We start from the raw sequence: 20,157 nt of genomic DNA, 5'->3' as shown, positions 1-20,157 counted from the left end.
CAACGTGTCCACGCCAAAGTGATCGACGATCCGCTCGGCGAACACCGGCCCGATCCCCTTGACTGGAGTCGACAACCCGCGGATTAAGAGTCAGACCAGTGCCGCCAGCCGCGCGACCAGGTCGGTCGGTGGCGGCATCGCGGCGATCTCGCGGCTGACCTGCGCGGCAGCGGTCCGCAGACGCTCGTCGGTGAGCAGCCGGGTCAGCGCCTGCGCGGTGATGTCCCGGGGGCGCAGCGCCAGGCCGGCGCCCCGGCGGGCCACCAGCTCGGCGTTGTGCCGCCGGTCCCCCGGACCCGTGGTGGCCAGCTGGGGCCGACCTGCGGCGAGTGCGCCGAAGGCGCTGCCCGCACCACCGTGGTGCACCAGCGCCGCGCTCGCCGGCAACGCCTCGTCGAGCGGAATCCAGCCGACCACCCGCACGTTGCCGGGCACCGAGCGGGCCGACCGCTCGTCGGGGCGGACCAGCACGATCTCGGCGTCCACCTGGGCGGCGGCGGCCACCACGGCGGGCATCGGCCCCCGGTCGCCGGGGCCGGTGAGGGTGCTGCGGGTGACCAGGATGCGGGGGCGCTCACCCGGCTCGCGCAGCCAGGCCGGCAACTCCCCGCCGCCGACATAGGACGTGTAGCGCATCGGCCAGCCGCCCTGGGTGGCGACGCTCGGTGGGGCCACGGCGAGGGCGGCGGCCGGCGTGGGCAGCTCGGTGAGGCCGTGGCGGCGCAGTGCGGCGCCGAGTCGGGCGACGGTGGCGCGGACCAGGTCCCGGCCGTCGAAGAGGGCGTTCTCCTGGCGTACGGCCGGCACGTCGAGCCGTGCGGCGGCCACCGCACCGGCGACCGCGAACGGCTCGTACAGCACCAGATCCGGCCGCCACCGGGTGGCGAGCGCCACCACCGGGTCGGTGAGCTGGTCGTTGAGCGCGCCGAACAACAGGCCGGCGCCCCGGGTGCCGGCGGTGCCGGCCATTTCCGCCCGCGCGATCAGCGGATGGCGGGGGAAGACCCGCAGCGCGATCCGCCTGAAGTCGAAGCCCGGTGCGATGTCCTGCACCGGCAGACCCGCCTCGGCGGCGGCCAGAGCTCCGCCGCCGGTGGCCACCAGCACGTCGTGGCCGGCGTCGCGCAACGCGACGGCGAGCGGCACCAGTGGGAAGACGTGCCCGACGAGCGGGGCGGAGACCACCAGCACGCGCATGGGCAGGATCCTATGTCGACCACTGCCATGCCCGAGGGCCCGGAACGTCGGGCAGCGGTCAGGCGGACGGTCGCTGGTCGACGATGCGGCGCATCTTGCCCATCGACCGTTCCACGGTGTCGGGGGCCAGAACGTCGACCGCCACGCTCACGCCGATGGTGTTCTTCACCAACTGGACCAGCGTGTCGCTGGCCCGCTCGGCGGCGTCCACGTCGACGTCGGCCCGCCGCTCCACCCGCACCGTGAGGGTGTCCAGTCGGCCGTGCCGATCGAGGACGCACTGGAAGTGCGGCGAGAGCTGCGGGGTGCGCAGGATCAGTTCTTCGATCTGGGTGGGGAAGATGTTCACCCCACGCAGGATCATCATGTCGTCGGTGCGGCCGGTGATCTTCTCGATCCGGCGCATCGGGCGGGCGGTGCCGGGCAGCAGCCGGGTCAGGTCGCGGGTGCGGTAGCGCACGACCGGCATCGCCTCCTTGGTCAGGGAGGTCAACACCAGCTCACCCCGCTCGCCGTCGGGCAGCACCGCCCCGGTGACCGGGTCGATGATCTCCGGGTAGAAGTGGTCCTCCCAGAGGTGCAGCCCGTCCTTGGTCTCGACGCACTCGGTCGCCACGCCGGGACCCATCACCTCGGAGAGCCCGTAGATGTCGACGGCGTGGATGTCCAACTGCTGCTCGATCTCGCGGCGCATGTCCTCGGTCCACGGCTCGGCGCCGAAGATGCCCACTTGCAGTGAGGTGGCCCGCGGGTCGATGCCCTGGCGGCGCATCTCGTCGACGATGGCCAGCAGGTAGCTGGGCGTGACCATGATGACCTCGGGCTCGAAGTCGCGGATCAGCATGACCTGACGCTCGGTCATGCCCCCGGAGACCGGGATGACGGTGCAGCCCAGTTCCTCGGCACCGTAGTGCGCGCCCAGGCCACCGGTGAAGAGCCCGTAGCCGTACGCGACGTGCACCCGGTCGCCGGGGCGGCCGCCGGAGGCGCGGATCGAGCGGGCCATCAGGCGCGCCCAGGTGCGCAGGTCGTCGCGGGTGTAGCCGACCACTGTCGGCCGACCGGTGGTGCCGGAGGAGGCGTGCAGGCGGGCGACCCGCTCGCGGGGTACGGCGAACATGCCGAACGGGTAGTTCTCCCGCAGCTCCGCCTTGCCGGTGAACGGGAAGCGCGCCAGGTCGTCGAGATCCCGGCAGTCGTCGGGGTGCACCCCGGCCGCGTCGAACGCCTGCCGGTAGTGCGGCACGTTGTCGTACGCGTGCCGCAACGACCAGCGCAGTCGGTCGCGTTGCAGGGCGCGCAGCTCGTCGATGCCGGCGCGCTCGATCGGCTCCAGCTCCTCCGGACGAGGGGTGCGGTCCTGCATCGGCTGCCTCCTTGGCGCGGCGGTCCCGGTGGGGCTGCGGGTACCGTACGCCCGCTGTCGCCCGCGGCCGGCGGGCGGTCAGCGGGTGGCCGGCAGCCGGTGCAGGGCATCGACCAGCGGCGCCAGCTCGGGGGTGGCCTCCGCCTGGGCGAGCGCGTCGGTGAGCACCCGGTCGTGGGTGGGTCGGGTCTGGGCGAGCAGCTCGGAGCCGGCCGGGGTCAGCTCGGTGTAGATGCCGCGCCGGTCGTCGGCGCAGAGGATGCGGGTGAGCAGCCCTCGCTGTTCGAGGCGGGTGACCAGCCGGGTGGTGGCGCTGCCGGAGAGCGCGGCAGCGCGGGCGAGCTGGCTCATCCGCATGTGCCAGCCATCTTGGCGGGAGAGCGCGTCGAGCACCGTGTATTCGACGACGGAGAGGCCGTGGCCGGCCTGTAGGGCCCGCTCCAGGGATGTCTCGATCAGCCCGTGCAGGGCGGCGAGGGTGCGCCAACCCTGCGCGCGGATCTCGACCGCGTCGTCGGCGATGCCCATGCCGGCCTCCTCGGTGTGATCTGAACGGACCCCAGGTTACCACGCTTGCGCCGATATGAAGCGCGTGCAAGTATTTCGTTGCCGGCGCCTGTAGTTGCACACGCCGCATAACTGCCCTCTCCCGATGGGAAGACAATGCCCGTACGCCCACAGTCCCTGCCGCCCGGCCTGATCGCGCTGGCCATCGGCGCCTTCGGCATCGGGCTCACCGAATTCGTGATCATGGGGCTGCTGCCCGAGGTGGCCGCCGACTTCGCTGTCACCGAGCCGGTGGCCGGCTGGCTGATCTCCGGCTACGCGCTCAGCGTGGCCGTCGGCGGGGTCGCCCTCACCGCGGCGGTCACCCGACTGCCGCGCAAACCGGTACTGCTCGGCCTGATGGTGCTCTTCATCATCGGCAACCTGCTCTCCGCCGTCGCCGACGACTACGCCGTGATGATGGCCGGCCGGATCGTCGCCGCGCTGTGCCACGGCGCGTTCTTCGGCATCGGCGCCGTTGTCGCCGCCGGCCTGGTCGCACCGGCCCGACGGGCGGGCGCCATCGCCATGATGTTCGCCGGCCTGACCATCGCCAACGTGCTCGGCGTGCCGTTCGGCACCTTCCTCGGGCAGCACTTCGGCTGGCGGTCGACGTTCTGGGCGATCACCGCCATCGGGGTGGTCGCCCTCATCGGTCTGGCCCTGCTCATCCCGGCGGGCGACACCGCCAACGCCGACCGCCCGGCCGGTGGGCTGCGCGGCGAGTTGCGCGCCTTCACCCACCCGCAGGTCTGGCTCTCCCTGGTGATCACCGTCCTGGGCTTCGGTGGGATGTTCGGCGCGTTCACCTACATCGCCTACACGCTGACCGAGGTCAGCGGCTTCGCCACCAGCACCGTGCCGTGGCTGCTCGTCCTCTTCGGCGTGGGGCTCTTCGCGGGCAACCTGCTCGGCGGCCGGGCGGCCGACAGGTCACTGTCGCGCACGCTGGTCACCGTCCTGGCGGTGCTCACGGTGGTGCTCGTCGGCTTCGCGCTGACCGCCACGAATCCGGTTCTGACCATCGTCGCGCTGGTGCTGATGGGTGGGTTCGGGTTCGCCACCGTCCCGCCGCTGCAGATGCGGATCATGCGGTACGCCCACCAGGCGCCGACCCTGGCGTCCGGGGCGAACATCGCCGCGTTCAACCTCGGCAACGCGTTGGGCGCGTGGATCGGCGGGGTGACCATCGCCGCCGGACTCGGCTACACCTCGCCGATCTGGGCCGGCGCCGCACTCACCCTCATCGGTTTGGGTGTACTCCTCGGCGCGCTGCGGCTGGCCCGCCGCGACGAGCCGGCCCGGGCCGACGGGAGCCTGGTGGACGCCCCGGTCTGACCTCGCCGGAAGGAGGACGCCGGGCCGGGCGGATGCCCTGCCCGGCGTCGCTCTGATCATCGCCCTGCCATCCGGACTGGTGGGAGCGGGCCGGCGCCGACCCGGCGCTCGCCCCGCTGGTCGCCCAGCGACACGCCATCTACTCGACCGGGCACAGCCCCGAATGGAACCCACCAATCTCCTGGCACCTGGCCGCGCTCACCGCGGCGGGCTTCAGCGAGGTCGGCACGGTCTGGCGAGGCGGCCCGGACGCCGCCGTCGCGGCGGTGCGCTGACGCCGCGACGGCGGCAGGTACGCCGCCGTGGCGGCACTGCGCTGACGTCGCCGTCGCCGGCACTACGCTGGGGAGTCGTGCCAGAGCCGTTCGAGCCGCGTACCGATCCCGACGTCGACCTGCACCTCCCCGCCGATCGCCGTGAGTTGACCGCGCGCCCCGCGACGGTCCTCGCCGCGATCGCGGCCGGCGGGGTGCTCGGCGCGCTGGCCCGAGCCGGCCTGCAACACGCCGTTCCGCACCCACCGACCGGCTTTCCGTGGGCCACGTTCACCATCAACACGTCCGGCTGCCTGCTGATCGGCGTGCTGATGGCGGTGCTCGGGCACCTCGACGGTGGGCCCCCGCTGGCTCGCCCGTTCCTCGGGGTCGGGGTGCTCGGCGGGTTCACCACCTTCTCCACCTACGCGGTCGACGTTCAGCGGGCGATCGTCATGGGCGCACCGGGCACCGCACTGGCGTACCTCGCCGCGACGGTGCTCGGGGCGCTCGTCGCGGTCGCCCTGGGCGACGCCGTCACCGCCGGGCTGCTGCGGCGGGCGACCCGATGACGGTGCTGCTCATCGCCCTGGGCGCGGCGGTCGGCGCGCCGCTGCGCTACCTCACCGACCGGGCCGTGCAGTCCCGGCACGGCTCGGTGTTCCCCTGGGGGACGCTGTTGGTCAACGTGGCCGGGTCGCTGCTGCTCGGCGTCCTGGTCGGGTGGCCAGCCGGCCCGGCGGTCAGCGCGTTGCTCGGCACCGGGTTCTGCGGTGCGCTGACCACCTACTCCACCTTCAGCTACGAGACGCTGCGGCTGACCAGGGGCGGCCATCGGCTCCTCGCGCTGGCCAACGTGCTCGGCAGCGTGGCCGCCGGGCTCGCCGCTGCCACCGCCGGCTACGCAGTGGCCCGCGCCCTGACCGGCTGACGGCCACGCCGCGCCCGATTTCATCCCCACAAACGCCTGGCACCACTGCCGATCCACAACACACCGAGGGTATATACGCGGGGTATACCCTCGGTGTAGTCTGCTGGCATGAGCGTGCCACTGACCCTTCTCGGACTCCTCGAACGCGAGCCCAGCCACGGTTACGACCTGAAGCGCGACTACGACGCCTTCTTCGGCCGGGGCAAGCCACTGCCGTTCGGCCAGGTCTACTCCACCCTCAGCCGACTGGCCCGCGACGGCAAGGTGGTGATCAGCGACGTCGCCCCCGGCGCCGGCCCCGACCGCAAGCGCTACATCATCACCGACGTCGGCGCGACCGAGGTCGAGCAGTGGCTGACCCAACCGGTCGACCCGGAACCGCACCTGCAGACGGTGCTCTTCGCCAAGGTCGTGCTCGCGCTGATGCTCGATCGCCCGGCCGCCGAATACCTCGACACCCAGCGCAGCGCGCACCTGCACCGGATGCGTGAGCTGACCGAGATCAAGCGCGCCGGAAGCCTGGTCGACGCGCTGCTCGCCGACCACGGCCTCTACCACCTGGAGGCGGACCTCCGATGGATCGAGATGACCGGCGCCCGACTGGACGCCCTGCGGAAAGAGGTGCGGCAGTGAGCGTCGTGATCGAAGCGCGCGACGTCGAGTTCTCCTTCGGTCAGACCCCCGCCCTGCGCGGCGCCAGCGTCGCCGTGGAGGCGGGCGAGATCCTCGCCGTCATGGGCCCCAGCGGCTCGGGCAAGTCCACCCTGTTGCACTGCCTGGCCGGCATCCTGGTGCCCGACTCCGGCGAGATCCTCTTCGACGGGGCCCGAGTGCACGCCATGGCCGAGACCGAGCGCAGCAGCCTGCGCCGGGACCGGTTCGGTTTCGTGTTCCAGTTCGGTCAACTCGTCCCCGAGCTGACCGCTGTGGAGAACGTCGCGCTGCCGCTGCTGCTCAGCGGCGTACACCGCAAGCAGGCGCTGCCCAGGGCGCGAGCCTGGTTCGCGCGCCTCGGGTTGGACGGCCTGGAGCAGCGGCGCTCGGGTGAGCTCTCCGGCGGGCAGGCGCAACGGGTCGCCCTGGCTCGCGGCCTGGTCGCCGAGCCGCAGGTGCTCTTCGCCGACGAGCCGACCGGCGCGCTCGACTCCCTCACCGGCGAGCAGGTGATGGACCTGCTGGTCGGCGCCGCCCGCGAGCAGGGCACCACCGTCATCCTGGTCACCCACGAGCCGAGGATCGCGGCGTACGCCGACCGCGAGGTCATGGTCCGCGACGGGCGCGTGAACGCGCCGGACCGGGTCGCCTCGTGATCCGCTTCGGGCTCCGCCTCGCCGTGGCCGGCGGCCGTGAGGCGCTCACCCGCCTGGTCGTCATCGCCGCCGCCGTCGCGGTCGGCAGCGGGCTGCTGCTGACCACCCTCGCCGGGGTCAACGCGGTCAACTCCCAGCTCACCCGGTACGCGTCGATGTATCCGAGCGCCTCGGCCGGCGACGCCGACCCGTTGTGGTGGTCGAACCGGCAGGACTTCTTCCACGGTGAGCAGATCATCCGGATCGACGTCGCCGCGACCGGCTCGACAGCGCCCACCCCGGTCGGTGTCCCGACCACCCCGGGCCCAGGCGAGTACTACGCCTCGCCCGCGTTTCGCGAACTGCTGGCCGCCCACCCGGCCGACCAACTGGGCGACCGCTACCCGGGGCGTGACCTCGGCACCGTTGGCCCGGCCGCGCTGACCTCGCCGGACACCCTGCTCGTCATCGCCGGCGGCACCCCCGACGAGGTCGCCAAACTGCCCAACGCGCAGAAGGTCACCAGCGTCGGCGAGACCCGCGCCCTCCCCGAGGCCACTGTGAACCTGATCCTGGGCGTGATCGCCGGTGGGTTGCTGTTCCCGGTGCTGATCTTCATCGGCACCGCCACCCGGCTCAGCGCCGCCCGCCGGGAGCAGCGCTTCGCCGCGATGCGCCTGGTCGGCGCGACGCCCCGACAGATCTCGATGGTCGCCGCCGTGGAGGCGGCCGCCGCCGCCGTCGCCGGCACCGCCGTCGGCTTCGGACTGTTCTACGCCTTCCGCGACCCGCTCGCGGGCCTCCCGTTCACCGGCATGCCGTTCTTCCCGAACGACATGTCCCTGGGGATGCTGGACGTCCTGCTGGTGGCGCTCGGCGTCCCGGCCGGCGCGGCGCTGGCGGCGCAGGTCTCGCTGCGCCGGGTCCGGATCTCGCCGCTGGGCGTCACCCGGCGGGTCACCCCCCGGGCGCCGCGCGCGTACCGGCTGATCCCGATGGTGCTCGGCGTCGCCGTGCTGCTCTTCGCCATCGGCTTCCGGCCCGAGACCTCCGACGGCCAGGCCGCGGTGTTCCTGCCCGGGCTGCTGCTCATCATGGCCGGGCTGGTGTTCGCCGGCCCGTGGTTGACGATGGTCGGCGCCCGGGTGATGGCCCGGTACGCCAACCGCCCGGCCACGCTCATCGCCGCGCGACGCCTCGCCGACAATCCGAAGGCCGGCTTCCGGGCGATCAGCGGCATCATGCTCGCGCTCTTCGTCACGAGCGTGTCCGTCGGCGTGATCACCACGATCGTCGCCAACCGCGGCCCGGCGCCCACCGGTTCGACCGACGCGGGCACGGTGACCACCGTCTTCGACGAGAAGACAACGTCGGTGCCCGACACGCTCTTCGCCGAACTGCGGGCGATCACCGGGGTGCGCTCCGCGACCGCCATCCGCCAGAACCCGGTGGTGACCGACTCCGGCGAGGTCGGGGTGATCGCGTGCACCGACCTCCCGAGCGCGTACGGCCGGTGCGCCGACGGCGCGAGCGTCATCGAGGTGCCGTTCGGCCTCAGCCGCTGGCGGGAATCGGCATCGCCCGCGACGGTCTGGCCCGCCGCGTCGCTCACCCTCGACGAACTCCAACGGCTACCGGTCGGGGCAATGGTCGTCGGCACGGACGGCTCCGCCGCCGCCGTCGAGCGCACCCGCACCGTGCTGGAGGTCGCCCACCCGACCTTCTGGGTCGGGCCGAACGTGCCCGGCGACTTCGAGTCGGACTTCGCGAACACGCTGCGCGGCTGGGAGCAACTGGCCAACGTCATCATCATCGCCAGCCTCGCGCTCGGAGGGTGCAGCCTCGCGGTCAGCGTCATCGGCGGTCTCACCGAACGCCGACGCCCGTTCAGCCTGCTGCGCCTCAGCGGCGCTCCGGTGCGGGTCCTGCGTCGGGTGGTGGCGTTGGAGAGCGCCGTGCCGATGCTCGCCGTCGCCGCCGTCGCCATCGGCATGGGCCTCCTCGCCGCCCACCTGTTCCTCCGGGCGCAGATGGACTACACCCTCGTCGCGCCGCAGCCGGGCTTCTACGTGATCGTCGTGGTCGGGTTGGCAGCCTGCCTCGGCGTCATCGCCTCCACCCTGCCGCTGCTGGAACGCATCACCGGGCCGGAGACCGCCCGCAGCGAGTAGTCATCCCGTCGGCCCGGTGGTGGCGAGGGCCACCACCGGGCCGAGGACGAAGACGGCGGGTGGGCCGACGCCCTCCCGGGCGGCGACGGCGCCGATCTCGTCCAGCCGGGCGGGCACCGATCGCTGGTCGGGCAGCCCGGCGTCCTGCACGGCCAGCACCGGGCTCTCCGGGGCACGACCGTGCTCGATCAGCACGGTCGCGATCTTGGCGATGGTGTCGACGGCCATCAACAGCACGACGGTGCCCCGGGCCCGGGCCAGCGCCGCCCAGTCGACGAGCGAGTCGGGGTGCCCGGGCGGCAGGTGCCCCGACACGACTGTGACGTCGTGCGCCACGCCCCGGTGCGTCACCGGCACGCCGGCGAGGGCCGGTGCGGCGAGCGCGCTACTCACCCCCGGCACCACCGTCACCGGCACACCGGCCGCCACGCAGGCCTGCACCTCCTCGTGGCCGCGCCCGAAGACATACGGGTCACCGCCCTTGAGCCGGACCACGCGGCGACCGGCGCGGGCGTGCGACACCAGGGCCTCGTTGATCGCCTCCTGGGCCATCGACGGGCCACGGGGCACCTTCGCGGCGTCGACCACCAGCACGTCGGGGCGCAGCCCGGCGAGCAGCCCCTGCGGGGCGAGTCGGTCGACCACCACGACGTCCGCCGCGTCGAGCAGCGCCTTTCCGCGTACCGTGATCAGGTCGTCGGGCCCCGGCCCGCCACCGACCACGGCGACCGAGCCGTGCCCGTGGTCGTGGTGGTCGTGCCGGTGATGGTGGTGGCCGACCGGGTCGTCGGGGTGGTCGTGCGGGCGTTGCGGGCGACCCACCTTGTCCGCGAAGCCGGGCATCAGCACCCGGTACGCGCAGGTGTCGCAGTTCATCCGGATGTCCCCGCCCAGTGCCTCGGCGTACCGCTCCAGGACGAGGTCGGCGAGGGCGTCACAGTCGCCGATCACCTCGGCGACGCGGACGTCCAGGTCGGGGTGGGCGGCGGCGAACTCCGCCGACTGGGCGACGATCCGGTCCGGCAGCACACCGGCGAACAGGAAGTACGGTGCCACCACGATCCGGCGCGCACCGAGGCGGCGCAGGCGCTCCAGCACCGCCGGCACCGACGGCTGCGCCAGGGAGATGAACCCCGGCTCCACACCCGCGTAGCCGCGCCCCTCCCAGAGCAGCCGGGCGACCTTGGCGACCTCGGCGTTGGCGTCCGGGTCGGTGGACCCCCGCCCGATCAACGCCACCCACGTGCCGGCCCGGTCGGCACCAGCAAGCTCCGTGTCGGCCCGGTCGGCGCCGGCCGGTGCGGCGTCGATGCGCTGTTCGAGGGCTTCGTGCAGCAGCGGGTGAGGGCCGAGCGGGCGGCCGTAGCGGTAGCTCAGCCCGGGGTGGCGCTGCTGCTCCCGGGCCATCGCGGCGGGGATGTCGCCCTTGCCGTGACCGGCGCCGGTGAGCACCAGCGGCAGCGCCACCAGCGCCCGGTGCCCGCGGGCGACGAGCGCGCCGACAGCGTCGGTCAGCGGTGGGCGGGACAGCTCGATGAAGCCGCCCTCGACGTCGCCGATGTCACCGCGACGACGGACCCGCTCGACGAGAGCGGCGAACTGCTCGACCCCGGCCGCGCTGCGCGTGCCGTGCCCGACGACGACCAACCCGGTCATGACTTCTCCTCGACGTAGAGCAGGGCGTTGAGGGCGGCGGCGGCGACCGCCGAGCCACCCTTCTCCCCCACGTTGGACACGGCGGGCAGGCCGCTGGCCCGCAGCGCCGCCTTCGACTCGGCGGCGCCCACGAAGCCGACCGGCAGGCCGACGACGAGCGCCGGTGCGGCGTCCACTATGAGCAGTTCGACAAGCGCGGTGGGCGCGCAGCCGACCACCCAGACCGCGCCGGGCCCGACCCGTTGCACTGCGATCCGGACGGCCGCCGCCGAGCGGGTGATCCCGGCCGAGCGGCCCAGTGCGGCGGCGGCCGGCTCGGCGACCGGGCAGACCAGTTCCAGGCCGGCCCGGGTGATGCCGGCGGCGACCATCGCCACGTCGGTGACCACTGGCGCACCGGCGCGCAGCGCCGTCAGCCCCGACTCCAGGGCGGCCTCGTCGCAGACCAGCTCGTCGACGTACGCGAGGTCGGCGCTGGCGTGCACCACCCGCTCGGTCACGGCGCGGCTCAGCGGCGGCAGGTGCGACAGGTCGACGCGCTCGCGCAGGATGCGGTACGACTCGGCCTCGATGGGGTGCACCACCCGGCTCATCGGGCTCCTTCACAGGGGTCGGGCTCGACGACGCGGATCGCGTCGACCGGGCAGATCTCCAGGCACTCCAGGCAGCCGGTGCACCGGTCGGCGCGGACCGTGAGGCCACCGGCGACCGGTCGGATGGCGTGCGTGGGGCAGGTGAGCAGGCAGGCGCCGCAGCCCTGGCAGGCGTCGATCGTCACGAGCGCCATCGGTACCCCCGGGGTGTGACCATCCGGCCGGCGATCAGCCGGGTGTCGCTGCTGCCCACCACCACGACGCTGTACATGTCGACGATGGCCGGGTCGAGCGTGGCCACTGTGGCGAGGTGCACCCGTTCGCCGGGGCGGCTGGCGTTGCGCACCACGCCCACCGGGGTGTCCGGTGGCCGGTGGGCGGCGAGGATGCCGAGCGCCTTGCCGAGCTGCCAGTCGCGGGCCCGGCTACGCGGGTTGTAGAAGAGCGTCACGAAGTCACCCTCGGCGGCGGCGGTCACCCGCCGCTCGATGACGTCCCACGGGGTGTGCAGATCGGACAGGCTCAGGTAGGCGTGGTCGTGGCCGAGTGGCGCGCCGAGCAGTGCCCCGGCAGCGAGGGCGGCGGTGACGCCGGGCACGCCCACCACGTCGATGCGCTCGTCGGCGTACTCGAGGGCGGGGCTGGCCATCGCGTACACCCCGGCGTCGCCGGAGCCGATCAGCGCGACCGCCCGGCCGGCGGCGGCCTCGGTGACGGCGGCGCGCGCCCGTGCCTCCTCCGCGCCCAGCCCGCTGGAGAGCACCCGGGTTCCCGGGCGGAGCACGTCGCGGACCTGCTCCAGGTACTGGTCGAGGCCGACCACCACTGCGGCGCGACGTAGCTCGGCCACCGCGCGGGGGGTGCGCAGGTCGGCGGCGCCCGGCCCGAGGCCGACAACGGCCAGCCGGCCGCGTGGCGCGTGCCGGGCCACCGCGACGGTGGTCATCGCCGTCGCGGTCTTGCCCACCAGCAGCGTCGCGCCGTCGGCCCGGCCGTCCGGGCCGAGCAGGGCCGCGGCCTCCGCCACGCTCGGCGTGCCGACCGCGGCACGGACCACCTCGCTGGGGTGCGGCACGTCCACCGCCGCCAGCCGCGTCGCCGGCCAGGTCACCAGGGGTACGCCGAGCGCGTCGACGGTACTGCGGATGCCCGCCTCGTCGGCCTTGATGTCGGCGGTGGCCAGGCAGCGTAGGCTCGCCGGGTCGAGGCCGGCCTCGGCCAGCACCCGGTGCAGCAGCTCCGCCACCTCGGCGGCGGGTACGCCCCGACTCGCGCCCACGCCGACGACCAGCGACGGCGGCCGCAGCACGGCGGTCCGCTCGTCGGGTGACACGACCCGGTCGGTGACCAGCAGCCGGTACCCGTCGTCCGTCGGGTCCTCGTCGGCCGCGCGCACGTTCGGGGGCAGGGCGGGCAGCGGCCAGTCGGCGTCGGCGATCAGCCGGACCGGCTCGCCGTCCAGGATGGCCCGGGACACTGCGGCGACAGCGCCCTGCACGGGCCAGCCGAGGGTGTCCAACCCCGGCAGGTCGACAGCGTCGGTGGCGGTGGTGATCACCGGTCGGGCGTCCAGCAGGGCAGCGACCCGCTCGGCGAGCGCGTTGCCCCCGCCGGCGTGTCCGCCGAGCAGCGCCACGGCGTGCCGGGCCGCCTCGTCGACGACCACCACCGCCGGGTCGGTGCGCTTGTCGTCGAGCAGCGGCGCGACGATCCGCACCACAGCACCGGTGGCCAGGAACGCGATGACCGCGTCACACCCGACCCAGGCGGTCCGCAGCGCGTCGGCGACGGTCTCCCCCTCGACCAGCCGGGCGTGCGGCCAGGCGGCGGTCAGGGTGTCGGCGTGGCGGCGGCCGGCGGCGGTGGCCGCCACCAGGCCGATCCGGGCTGGCGGGTTCTGATCGGTCACGGGCGCTCCCCGGTGAGGACGACCACCGGGTTGGTGGCCGCGAGGCGGATCGACCCGCCGGGCAGGTCGGCGAGGCGGGCGGCGGAGAGCTGGCTGCCCTCGACGGTGTAGCCGGCGGCGCGCAGCAGACCCACTGCCGGTGCGACCCGGTCCAGTGCGGCCAGGGTGAGGACCACCCGCTCGGGTTGGCGGGCCACCACCGCGGTGAGGACGTCGACGCCGCCACCGCCAACGAAGACCGCGTCGGGCTCGGGGAGGTCGGCCAGCGCCGCCGGGGCACGTCCGCTAACCAGTCGGACGTGCACGGCGTGCGCGGCGGCGTTGGCCTGGATGGTGGCACCGGCGTCGGGGTCCTGTTCGACGGCGAGCACTGCCGCGCCGAGCAGCGCGCACTCGATGCCGACCGAGCCGCTGCCCGCCCCGATGTCCCAGATCAGCCGGCCCAGCCGGGGGCGCAGCCGGGCGACGACGAGGGCCCGCACCTCCCACTTCGTGATCATGGAGCTGCGGTGGGTGTACCGGTCCTCCGGCAGCGCCCAGCCGCCGGCCGGCGCGGCGGCTGGCTGGTTGTCGGCCCGCATCCCGTCGGCCTTGGCCGTCTCGGGAACGACGTCGGCGGGCGCAGCCCCGACGGGAACGGGGTCGGCGGGCGCGGACCCGGCCGGTTCGGGGTCGGCGAGGCTGAGCAGGACGTGCGGGTCGGCCCAGGTCTCGGCGGCGGCCTGCTCGGGGGTCACCGCGCGGATCCGTTCGGCGGCGGTGCCCAGGTGCTCGGCGACCAGCAGGCGGCGGGACCAGCCGATCAGGCCGGCGCCCAGCTCGGCCGCGCCGGCGCCGGGTGCGGTGAGCACCGCGACCAGTGGCAGCGCCCGGCAGGCGTTCACCGCGGCTCGGGGGTCGCGCCCGTGCGCGGTGACCACTGCGGCGCCGTCCCAGGGCAGCCCGACGCGGGCGAACGCGGCGGCCACACTGGACACCGCCGGCACCACCCGCAGTGGCAGCCCGGCCGCGCGCAGCCGCCGGACGATGCCGAACAGACCGGGGTCGCCGCTGGCCAGCACCACGGCCGGCACCCCGGCGGCGACGGCCTCGGCGAGCCGGCGCAGGGCGGGGGCGAGCGGCCCGAGGGTGATGCTGTCCGCACCGGCCGGTACGGGCACCGCGGCCAGGTGCCGGGCGGCCCCGACCACCAGCCCGGCGGTGGCCAGCACCGCTGCGAGCACGGGGTGCGGCGGTGCTCCCGCCGCGTCCAGGCCGACCACTGTCACGGCGGTCACCGGGGCCATCTGCGTCATCGGGGCCACCTGCCGGACGAGGCGACGACGTGCGCTCCGGCGAAGTCGACCATCGCCACGTCGACGGTGACCGTCGGCCCGGCGAAGCGCCGCAACACCTGGCGGACCCGCTGGCAGAGCAGGTCGCCGGCCGGGGCGAGCAGCCCGGCGGCCTCCCACAGCTCGTACGCGTGCCGCCCGGTGTTCGCCTCGGTCACGGCGGCGACCAGCGACGGGTCACCGCCGGCCTCGGCGGTCACCGCGCCGAGCAGGGAGAGGTCCACCTTGGAGCGGGTGTAGTGGGTCATCAGGATGCCGGCCGCGAGTTTGGCGAGCTTGCCGGCCATGCCGACGAAGACCACTCCGGTCATGGCGTCACCCACGGCGGCGGTCACCGCGGCCCCGGTGAAGTCGCCGACCTCGACGAAGCAGACCTCGGGCAGGTCGGGCAGGAGCGCGCGGGCGGCGCGCTCGGTACGGCCGCCGGTGCAGAGCACCACTGTCGGCTCGCCCTGGGCGGCCATCACGTGCACTGCCTGCACGACGCTGGCCCGCCACGACGCGGTGGAGAAGGGGCGGACGATCCCGGTGGTGCCGAGGATCGAGATGCCGCCGAGGATGCCGAGCCGGCGGTTGGTGGTCTTGCGGGCCATGATCTCGCCCCGGGGCACGCTGATCACCACCCGAACTCCGACCTCGCTGAGGTCGACCACCTCGGCCACCGCCTCGCCGATCATCCGGCGCGGGGTGTCGTTGATCGCCGGGCCACCGACCGCGAGCCCGAGGCCGGGCTTGGTGACAGTGCCGACGCCGGCGCCGCCGGCCAGCCGCAGGCCGGGGACGTCGGTCCAGTTCACTGTGGCGGTCAGCTCGGCGCCGTGGGTGACGTCCGGGTCGTCCCCGGCGTCCTTGACCACCACCGCTTCGGCCCGGACCGGTGGGGTGCCGGTCACCTCGCAGCGCTCCACCGGGAAGCGCACCCGGCGTCCGGCGGGCAGCCCGATCTCCACCTCCTGCTGGGTGGTGCCGGTGACCAGCGCGGTGACAGCGGCCTTGGCCGCCGCCGTGGCGCACGCGCCGGTGGTCCAGCCGGTGCGCAGCGCGGTGGGCCGGACCTTCGCGGTGCGCGGCAGGTCCGGCTCGCGCAGCGGCGGCTCGGCGTACGTCATGGTGTGTGCCCCGGTGTGGCTGTCCCCCCGGTACGGGCGCCGACCTGGCGGCGCAGCTCGGCGCGGGCGGCCGGCTCGGCCCGGCGGAAGGTGTGGAAGTGCCCGGGGTGGTACAGGTGCGAGCGGGTGCCCTCGGCGGCGAGTGCCGGGCCGACCAGGAAGAGGGTGTGCTTCCACAGCTTGTGCTGTTTGACCGTCGCCTCCAGGGTGCCGATCGTGCAGTGCACCACCAGTTCGTCGGGCCAGGTCGCCTGGTACGCCACCACCGCCGGGGTGTCCTCCGGGTAGCCGCCGGCCAGCAGCTCGGCCTGCACCTGCCCGGAGCGGGCGGCGGAGAGGAACAGCGCCATTGTGGTGCCGTGCCGGGCGAAGTCGCGGACCCGCTCGCCGGGCGGCATCGGGGTCTTGCCGCCTTCGAGGCGGGTGAGGATGACCGACTGGGCCACCTCGGGCACTGTCAGCTCCCGTCCGACGATCGCCGCGACGGCGGTGAACGAGGACACCCCGGGCACGATCTCGACGGCCAGGTCGAGCGCCCGGCACACGTCCAGTTGCTCCTGCACCGCGCCCCACAGCGCCGGGTCTCCGGAGTGGATCCGGGCCACGGTCAGCCCCTGCTCGGCGGCGCGCCGGTAGAGCGGCAGCACCCCCTCGATGGGCAGCTGCGACGAGTCGACGATCTCCGCGCCGGGGCGGGCGTGGTCGAGCACGTCGGCGTGCACCAGGCTGGCCGCCCAGATCACGATGTCCGCCTCGGCGATGACCCGGGCGGCCCGCAGCGTCAGCAGGTCCGCCGCCCCCGGGCCGGCTCCGACGAACCACACAGTGCCGTCGCTGATCACAGCTTTCCTCCTCGGTGCTCGCGGCGGGCCGGAACCAGCAGTGTCGACAGGTACGGCAGGTCGTGCTCGGTGTCGTCGACCGGCCCGATGCGTTCACCGGGCAGCCCCAGGCTGCGTCCGAGCACGGCGTCGTCGAGGCGACCCTGCCGGCGCAGTTCGGTGAGCAGTTCCGGGTGCCGCCGCCAGCCCTTGTAGGCGACGACGGTGCCCGGCCCGGCGAGGGCGTCGGCGAAGAGCGCCAGGCCCGCGGTGGCCGGCAGCAGGGTGAGCGGTTCGCGTCCCTCACAGAGCGGGGTGCCGCTGCGGGCCGCCAGCTCCTGCATGGCGGTGACGCCGGGCACTGTCGCCACCCGCACCTCCGGGCGCAGCGCGCGGACGCTCTGGGCCAGGTAACCGAAGGTGGAGTAGATGTTGGGGTCGCCGATGGTGGCGAACGCGAGGGACCGGGCGCCCGCGTCGATCGCCTCGACCACCACCCGGGCGGCGTCGTCCCAGGCCGCCGCCCGGCGCGCGGTGACCCCACCCCTGTCGTCCAGCGCGAACGGCAGTCGGCGCAGCCGCTCCGCCGCGACATGGGAGCGCACTGTCGTCTCGGCCCGCCCGTCCGCACCCGGCGGCGTCGCACCGGCGGTCGCTGTGGGCGCGACCCGGTCCGCCATCACGGGTACGAAGACCAGGTCGGCCTCGCGCAGCAGCCGCACCGCCTTGACGGTGAGCAGTTCCGGGTCGCCCGGCCCGACGCCGACCCCGGTGAGCGTGACGTCGGCGCTCACCGGCACGCCTCGACGAGTCGACGGGCCGCGTCCGGGTGGCCGGCCCAGTGGGTGTGCAGGTAGGACGCGTGCACCCGACCGGCGACGAAGCCGTGCCCGGTGTCGTTCCAGCGCCACGCCGGCGCGTCGCCGTGCCCCGGGTCGGTGGTGGTGCGGTGGAACTCGTGGCCGCGTACCGGCTCGCCGGCGCGCGCCACCGGGGAGTCGGTGACGGCGAGGGCCTCCCGGTAGCCGAGGGTGAGCCGGTCGGTCATCCGGGCGGTCAAATCCAGTCGGCCGCACATCGGTACGCCGTCCAGGGACCGCCCGAGGTAGAGCAGTCCGGCGCACTCGGCCACGATCGGCCCGTCGAAGTCGGCCAGCTCGGCGCGGAGCGCTGTGTTGTCGGCCAGCGTCTGGGCGTACGCCTCGGGGAAGCCGCCGCCGATCACCACCGCCCGGGTGCCGGTGGGCAGCGCCGAGTCTCGCAGCGGGTCGACGGTGACGACGTCCGCGCCGGCGGCCGTGAGCAGTTCGGCGGTCTCCGCGTACGAGAAGGTGAAGGCCGGACCACCGGCGAGGGCGACGCGTGGTCGCTCGACGCCGGCCGGCCCGCCGACGGCGACGACCGGGTCCCACGCCGGGCCGGTCAGCGGGGGGGCGGTCCGGGCCAGGGCGAGCACGGCGTCGAGGTCCACTGTGGCCTCGACCAGTTCGGCGAGCGCGGTGACGATCGCGACGGATTCGGGTGTCCGCTCGGCGACCGGCACCAACCCGAGGTGCCGGGCCGGCGCGGCCACCTCGACGGCGCGGGTGACCGCACCGAGCACCGGTACGTGCACCTCGGCGAGGGCGTCGCGCAGCAGCGTCTCGTGCCGGGGTGAGCCGACCCGGTTGAGGATCACCCCGCCGATCCGTACCGCCGGATCGAACGCGGCCATACCGAGGGTGAGCGCGGCGGCCGACCGGCCCTGCGCGGTGGTGTCCAGCACCAGCAGCACGGGTGCCTCGATCAGCCGGGCGACGTGCGCGGTGGAGGCGTAGTCGCGGCGGCCCACCGCGCCGTCGTGCAGGCCCATGACGCCCTCGATCACGGCGATGTCGGCGGGCGTGGGGACGCTCGCGCCGTGTCGCAGCAGGGGGGTGATCCGGTCGGCCCCGACCAGGAACGGGTCGAGGTTGCGCCCGGGTCGGCCGGCGGCGAGGGCGTGGTAGCCGGGGTCGATGTAGTCGGGGCCGACCTTGTGCGGGCTGACCGTCAGGCCCCGTCGGCGCAGCGCGGCGAGCAGCCCGGTGGCCACAGTGGTCTTGCCGTGTCCGCTGGCCGGCGCGGCGACCACCACCCGGGGCAGCGCCCAGTGTGCGCTCACCACTCGATGCCCTTCTGGCCCTTCTGGCCGGCGTCCATCGGGTGCTTGACCTTGGTCAGCTCGGCGACCAGGTCGGCGGCGGCGACCAGGCGTGGGTCGGCGTCCCGACCGGTGATCACGACGTGTTGGAAGCCGGGGCGGTCGGCCAGGGTGGCGACCACCTCGTCGACGTCGACCCAGCCCCACTTCATCGGGTAGGTGAACTCGTCCAGCACGTACAGCCCGTAGCGCTCGGCGGCCAGGTCACGCTGGATCTGCCGCCAACCTTCCAGGGCGTCGGCGGCGTGGTCGGCGTCGCCGCCGCGCTGGATCCAGGACCAGCCCTCGCCCATCTTGTGCCAGGCCACCGGTGCGCCCTGGCCGGTGCGCTCGTGCACCTCGCCGAGCGCCCGGAAGGCGTTCTCCTCCCCCACCCGCCACTTGGCGCTCTTGACGAACTGGAACACGCCGACCGGCAGCCCGGCCGTCCAGGCCCGCAGGGCCAGCCCGAAGGCGGCCGTCGACTTCCCCTTCATCTGTCCGGTGTGGACGATCAGCAGTGGCCGGTGCCGCCGCTGCCGGGTCGTCAACCCGTCAAGAGGCACCGAACTAGGTTGTCCCTGCGGCATCAGCCCATCCCCCGTCCCGCGGGCACTCCCGCGATCTTGCAGTTTCTGTTGGTCATATGCGCACCTCGCCCCTTATGCCGCGACCGGAAGTGCAAGATCGCGGGGGTGGGGGTGGGTGAGGGCTTCCAGGGGGGTTCTTGGGGCGTTCAGCTGGGTGGCCAGGCGGGCGGCCAGGTGCAGGCGGACCGGGCCGGACTCGCAGTCGACGACCACGCAGGGGGCACCGGTGGCGGCCAGGACCTTCGCTGCTGCTGCCGCGCGGTCCAGCGGGCGGGTGCCCGCCGTGGCTCTCCCGTCGGTGACGATCAGGACCAGTGGGCGGCGCTTCGGATCGCGCAGGCGCTCCACCCGCAACAGGTCCACGGCGGCGAGCAACCCCTCGGCCAGCGGCGTACGCCCGCCGGTGGGCAACTCGGCCAACCGGGTCGAGGCGGCCAGCACCGACGACGTCGCCGGCAGCAGGGTCCGGGCGCCGGCACCCCGGAACGCGATCACCGCGACCTTGTCCCGCCGCTGGTACGCGTCGGTGAGCAGGGCGAGCACCGCGTCCTTCACTGTGGTCATCCGCTGCCGGGCGCCCATCGAGCCGCTCGCGTCCACCACGAACAGCACCAGGTTGCCCTCGCGCCCCTCACGAACCGCCTCGCGCAGGTCGTCCCGGCGCAGTCGCAGCGGACCGGTGACCCGGCCCCGGGCCGCCTGGTGCGGCGCGGCGGCGCGGATCGTGGCCGGCAGGTGCAGCGCGCCCACCCGACCCGCCGGCACCCGGGCGCCGGTGGTGCGGCCCCGCCCGGTGCGGGCCCGCGACCGTCGGCCCGGCACCCCGTCACCCAGGCCGGGCGCGGTGAGCACCCGCGCCTTCAGCCCACCCCGGGGTTCGGCCACCGGCTTG

Annotated in this window: 20 protein-coding genes; 6 read left to right on the top strand and 14 right to left on the bottom strand. The window is 74.4% G+C overall.

Features of this window, described 5'->3' with window-relative positions; translation table 11 throughout:
* Nucleotides 1-90 precede the first annotated feature (90 nt).
* The 3 genes from ABZ794_RS29395 to ABZ794_RS29385 form a co-directional block, all read right to left on the bottom strand.
* The gene (locus ABZ794_RS29395; protein WP_357518579.1) at nt 91-1,197 is read right to left on the bottom strand and encodes a nucleotide disphospho-sugar-binding domain-containing protein; all 1,107 of its coding nucleotides are present in this window, start codon (nt 1,195-1,197) and stop codon (nt 91-93) included.
* 58 nt (nt 1,198-1,255) lie between these two features.
* Complete coding sequence (gene paaK, locus ABZ794_RS29390) at nt 1,256-2,563, bottom strand: phenylacetate--CoA ligase PaaK (RefSeq protein ID WP_357518577.1); 1,308 nt, start codon at nt 2,561-2,563, stop codon at nt 1,256-1,258.
* Nucleotides 2,564-2,641: 78 nt separating this feature from the next.
* Nucleotides 2,642-3,091, bottom strand: coding sequence for a MarR family transcriptional regulator (locus ABZ794_RS29385; RefSeq protein WP_238690230.1), 450 nt, complete (start codon nt 3,089-3,091; stop codon nt 2,642-2,644).
* 135 nt (nt 3,092-3,226) lie between these two features.
* Here ABZ794_RS29385 and ABZ794_RS29380 point away from each other — a divergent pair, with 135 nt between their 5' ends.
* From ABZ794_RS29380 to ABZ794_RS29355, 6 genes are all read left to right on the top strand, one after another.
* Nucleotides 3,227-4,447: an MFS transporter gene (locus tag ABZ794_RS29380; protein WP_247670363.1), complete on the top strand. Its 1,221-nt coding sequence runs from the start codon at nt 3,227-3,229 to the stop codon at nt 4,445-4,447.
* Nucleotides 4,448-4,799: 352 nt separating this feature from the next.
* On the top strand, nt 4,800-5,273 hold the full coding sequence (locus ABZ794_RS29375; protein WP_357518575.1) for a CrcB family protein: 474 nt from the start codon (nt 4,800-4,802) through the stop codon (nt 5,271-5,273).
* Nucleotides 5,270-5,632 carry a fluoride efflux transporter CrcB gene (crcB, locus tag ABZ794_RS29370; RefSeq protein ID WP_357518573.1) on the top strand — a complete coding sequence of 121 codons (363 nt, stop codon included), beginning with the start codon at nt 5,270-5,272 and terminating at the stop codon, nt 5,630-5,632. The genes ABZ794_RS29375 and crcB overlap by 4 nt, the downstream gene beginning before the upstream one ends.
* 108 nt (nt 5,633-5,740) lie before the next feature.
* On the top strand, nt 5,741-6,265 hold the full coding sequence (locus ABZ794_RS29365; protein ID WP_210787260.1) for a PadR family transcriptional regulator: 525 nt from the start codon (nt 5,741-5,743) through the stop codon (nt 6,263-6,265).
* A complete protein-coding gene (locus tag ABZ794_RS29360; protein ID WP_210787258.1) occupies nt 6,262-6,942 on the top strand; it encodes an ABC transporter ATP-binding protein in 681 nt (226 codons plus the stop codon). The genes ABZ794_RS29365 and ABZ794_RS29360 overlap by 4 nt, the downstream gene beginning before the upstream one ends.
* Entirely contained in the window at nt 6,939-9,092 is a 2,154-nt protein-coding gene (locus ABZ794_RS29355) for an FtsX-like permease family protein (RefSeq protein WP_357518570.1), read from the top strand. The genes ABZ794_RS29360 and ABZ794_RS29355 overlap by 4 nt, the downstream gene beginning before the upstream one ends.
* Here the strand turns inward: ABZ794_RS29355 and cobA are convergent, their stop codons facing one another.
* The 11 genes from cobA to ABZ794_RS29300 form a co-directional block, all read right to left on the bottom strand.
* Nucleotides 9,093-10,748: a uroporphyrinogen-III C-methyltransferase gene (gene cobA, locus ABZ794_RS29350; RefSeq protein WP_210787254.1), complete on the bottom strand. Its 1,656-nt coding sequence runs from the start codon at nt 10,746-10,748 to the stop codon at nt 9,093-9,095. It lies immediately after the preceding gene.
* Entirely contained in the window at nt 10,745-11,341 is a 597-nt protein-coding gene (locus ABZ794_RS29345; RefSeq protein ID WP_210787252.1) for a precorrin-8X methylmutase, read from the bottom strand. Before ABZ794_RS29345 ends, cobA begins: the two co-directional genes overlap by 4 nt.
* Entirely contained in the window at nt 11,338-11,535 is a 198-nt protein-coding gene (locus tag ABZ794_RS29340) for a 4Fe-4S binding protein (RefSeq protein WP_112588067.1), read from the bottom strand. Before ABZ794_RS29340 ends, ABZ794_RS29345 begins: the two co-directional genes overlap by 4 nt.
* Nucleotides 11,523-13,250: a precorrin-3B C(17)-methyltransferase gene (gene cobJ, locus ABZ794_RS29335; protein ID WP_357518567.1), complete on the bottom strand. Its 1,728-nt coding sequence runs from the start codon at nt 13,248-13,250 to the stop codon at nt 11,523-11,525. Before cobJ ends, ABZ794_RS29340 begins: the two co-directional genes overlap by 13 nt.
* The gene (gene cbiE / locus ABZ794_RS29330; protein WP_357518565.1) at nt 13,247-14,545 is read right to left on the bottom strand and encodes a precorrin-6y C5,15-methyltransferase (decarboxylating) subunit CbiE; all 1,299 of its coding nucleotides are present in this window, start codon (nt 14,543-14,545) and stop codon (nt 13,247-13,249) included. The genes cobJ and cbiE overlap by 4 nt, the downstream gene beginning before the upstream one ends.
* Nucleotides 14,542-15,693 carry a cobalt-precorrin-5B (C(1))-methyltransferase gene (locus ABZ794_RS29325; RefSeq protein WP_210786352.1) on the bottom strand — a complete coding sequence of 384 codons (1,152 nt, stop codon included), beginning with the start codon at nt 15,691-15,693 and terminating at the stop codon, nt 14,542-14,544. The genes cbiE and ABZ794_RS29325 overlap by 4 nt, the downstream gene beginning before the upstream one ends.
* On the bottom strand, nt 15,690-16,535 hold the full coding sequence (cobM, locus tag ABZ794_RS29320; RefSeq protein WP_357518563.1) for a precorrin-4 C(11)-methyltransferase: 846 nt from the start codon (nt 16,533-16,535) through the stop codon (nt 15,690-15,692). The genes ABZ794_RS29325 and cobM overlap by 4 nt, the downstream gene beginning before the upstream one ends.
* Entirely contained in the window at nt 16,532-17,308 is a 777-nt protein-coding gene (gene cobI / locus ABZ794_RS29315) for a precorrin-2 C(20)-methyltransferase (RefSeq protein ID WP_357518561.1), read from the bottom strand. Before cobI ends, cobM begins: the two co-directional genes overlap by 4 nt.
* A complete protein-coding gene (locus ABZ794_RS29310; protein WP_357518559.1) occupies nt 17,305-18,660 on the bottom strand; it encodes a cobyrinate a,c-diamide synthase in 1,356 nt (451 codons plus the stop codon). The genes cobI and ABZ794_RS29310 overlap by 4 nt, the downstream gene beginning before the upstream one ends.
* Nucleotides 18,654-19,265: a cob(I)yrinic acid a,c-diamide adenosyltransferase gene (gene cobO / locus ABZ794_RS29305; protein WP_357518557.1), complete on the bottom strand. Its 612-nt coding sequence runs from the start codon at nt 19,263-19,265 to the stop codon at nt 18,654-18,656. Before cobO ends, ABZ794_RS29310 begins: the two co-directional genes overlap by 7 nt.
* Nucleotides 19,266-19,337: 72 nt before the next feature.
* The coding region (locus ABZ794_RS29300) for a VWA domain-containing protein (protein WP_357518555.1) at nt 19,338-20,157 on the bottom strand (820 nt) is incomplete at its 5' end.

This window comes from Micromonospora sp. NPDC047187 (genome assembly GCF_040643355.1).
Taxonomy (GTDB): domain Bacteria; phylum Actinomycetota; class Actinomycetes; order Mycobacteriales; family Micromonosporaceae; genus Micromonospora; species Micromonospora salmantinae.
This window is presented reverse-complemented; position numbering and strand designations above follow the sequence as displayed.

Coding starts and splice junctions, on each gene's coding strand:
- cobA (WP_210787254.1), bottom strand. CDS start 10,748: ATGACCGGGTTGGTCGTCGTCGGGCACGGCACGCGCAGCGCGGCCGGG.
- crcB (WP_357518573.1), top strand. CDS start 5,270: ATGACGGTGCTGCTCATCGCCCTGGGCGCGGCGGTCGGCGCGCCGCTG.
- cobO (WP_357518557.1), bottom strand. CDS start 19,265: ATGCCGCAGGGACAACCTAGTTCGGTGCCTCTTGACGGGTTGACGACC.
- ABZ794_RS29380 (WP_247670363.1), top strand. CDS start 3,227: ATGCCCGTACGCCCACAGTCCCTGCCGCCCGGCCTGATCGCGCTGGCC.
- ABZ794_RS29345 (WP_210787252.1), bottom strand. CDS start 11,341: ATGAGCCGGGTGGTGCACCCCATCGAGGCCGAGTCGTACCGCATCCTG.
- paaK (WP_357518577.1), bottom strand. CDS start 2,563: ATGCAGGACCGCACCCCTCGTCCGGAGGAGCTGGAGCCGATCGAGCGC.
- ABZ794_RS29395 (WP_357518579.1), bottom strand. CDS start 1,197: ATGCGCGTGCTGGTGGTCTCCGCCCCGCTCGTCGGGCACGTCTTCCCA.
- ABZ794_RS29365 (WP_210787260.1), top strand. CDS start 5,741: ATGAGCGTGCCACTGACCCTTCTCGGACTCCTCGAACGCGAGCCCAGC.
- ABZ794_RS29385 (WP_238690230.1), bottom strand. CDS start 3,091: ATGGGCATCGCCGACGACGCGGTCGAGATCCGCGCGCAGGGTTGGCGC.
- ABZ794_RS29340 (WP_112588067.1), bottom strand. CDS start 11,535: ATGGCGCTCGTGACGATCGACGCCTGCCAGGGCTGCGGCGCCTGCCTG.
- cbiE (WP_357518565.1), bottom strand. CDS start 14,545: ATGACGCAGATGGCCCCGGTGACCGCCGTGACAGTGGTCGGCCTGGAC.
- ABZ794_RS29325 (WP_210786352.1), bottom strand. CDS start 15,693: ATGACGTACGCCGAGCCGCCGCTGCGCGAGCCGGACCTGCCGCGCACC.